General features: G+C 68.6%; 2 protein-coding genes. Both read right to left on the reverse strand.

The genetic code is table 11. The features are described 5' to 3' along the window. Positions 1 to 930 (reverse strand): hypothetical protein (locus DAT35_RS57890; RefSeq protein WP_108077987.1); only part of this gene is annotated, 930 nt, incomplete at its 3' end. Positions 931 to 968: 38 nt separating this feature from the next. Further along, the coding region (locus DAT35_RS57895) for an imm11 family protein (protein ID WP_369946762.1) at positions 969 to 1,537 on the reverse strand (569 nt) is incomplete at its 5' end.

Consider the following 1,537-nt stretch of genomic DNA (forward strand, 5'->3'; position numbering starts at 1 on the left):
GGCCGCCACGGTGCCCGCGGCGACGCCCGTGACGAGGACGGTGCCGTCGGCCACCATGCGTACCGTCGTCGCGCCCTCTAGCGACAGGCCTCCGGGCAGTGCGTACCGGGGCGAGCCCAGCAGCCCGGTGAGCCCACCCTGCGGCACCTGGGGCAGTCCCCTGGCCATGCCCATGCTGGCCACCATCACCAGCACGCGCAGCCCCGTGCCTCCCAGGGCCTTGCCGAAGCGCTCGGCCACCGCCTCCAGTTGCTCCAGCGTCGTGGCCGCTTCCACCTCCCGGTACAGGCGCACGCACGCCAGCGCCACCCGGGTGAGCTCCAGGACGCCCACCGCCAGTGACAGCCGGAGAGTGAGCGCCGCCGCGAAGGTCTTGGTGAAGAGGGGCTCCGGTGCCACCCAGGCCGCGAAGTACACCAGCACCGACAGGGCCACGCTCGCCAGGAAGAGGCGCGAGGAGAAGAGCTCCCGCGCCGCCTCGCTCATGCCCTTGCCCATGTAGCGCGGGGCGAGTTTCAGGGCCATGAAGAGGCGGCTCGTCTCCAGTGACGGTGGCAGGGGCAGCAGCGGAGGGCCGTAGCGCGACGCGAAGGCCTCCCTCAAGTGGTGCTCCCATTGCCCGGGGATGTCCTGGGGGCCCACCGAGGCCATGGTTACCCCCGGTTCGAAGCCCTCCCTGGGTCGTGAGAGCTCCTTCAGGGCCGCGAGCACCTCGCGTACTTCCTCCGGCCGCAGGGGCTCCAGGGCTTGGGCGGGTGGCAGGGGCTCGAAGGAGAGCCGCAGCGGGCCTCCAGGCAGCGCGTCCACGCGCACCTCCCTGGGGGCTGCCTCGGAGGACTCGCCGCCCGGCGCTGCCGCCCGGGCCACGGTGCTCGAGGTGCATAAGAGGACTCCCAGCGTCAGGGTCAGGCACGTGTGCATGCTCTTCATCCCCCGGCACTCTGCATGCGCATGTGGGCTGTGGGAAGTCAGACTTCTGTGAAGCGCGGGCCGGTGAGGCCCTCGCTCTCCATGGCATCCTTCACGTCCTCGGAGACGATGAGGGCTACCGTCCAGCCCCAGGGGCGGAAGATGCGAGCGTCGCCCACCTTTGTGGGATCGATGCGCATTCCAGAGACGACCTTGTATTCGCCCACTTTTTCCGGCTGACCATCCTCCGGCTTCCAGTGACGTACATCCCGGCTCCGCGCTTCGTCGATGCAGCGGATGATGCGCAGGGCGTTGAGGATGAACCAGGGCCCTGCGTGACCCTCCACCTGGACGGGGAGGAATTGAACGTCCTGAATGCCCAAGCGCTCGAAGAGTTGGACGACGCAGCCGTGCACCACAGGGGTGGAAAAGGCATCCAGGGTGAACTCCAGCTCGCGCCCATCGGGCCTCACGGGGAAGCGGATGGTCCCTTGGGGCTCGAGCCGTCGGCCCTCGGTGAACTGCCAGGGATCGATCTTTTGACCTTGTTCATCGATGGGGTGGCGCAGGTGCCAGCGTTCTGGTTCGCGCCTGTCATCCGTCAGGTCGTAGAAACGGCTCATCGCTC

It is taken from the genome of Vitiosangium sp. GDMCC 1.1324 (assembly GCF_003044305.1).
GTDB lineage: Bacteria > Myxococcota > Myxococcia > Myxococcales > Myxococcaceae > Archangium.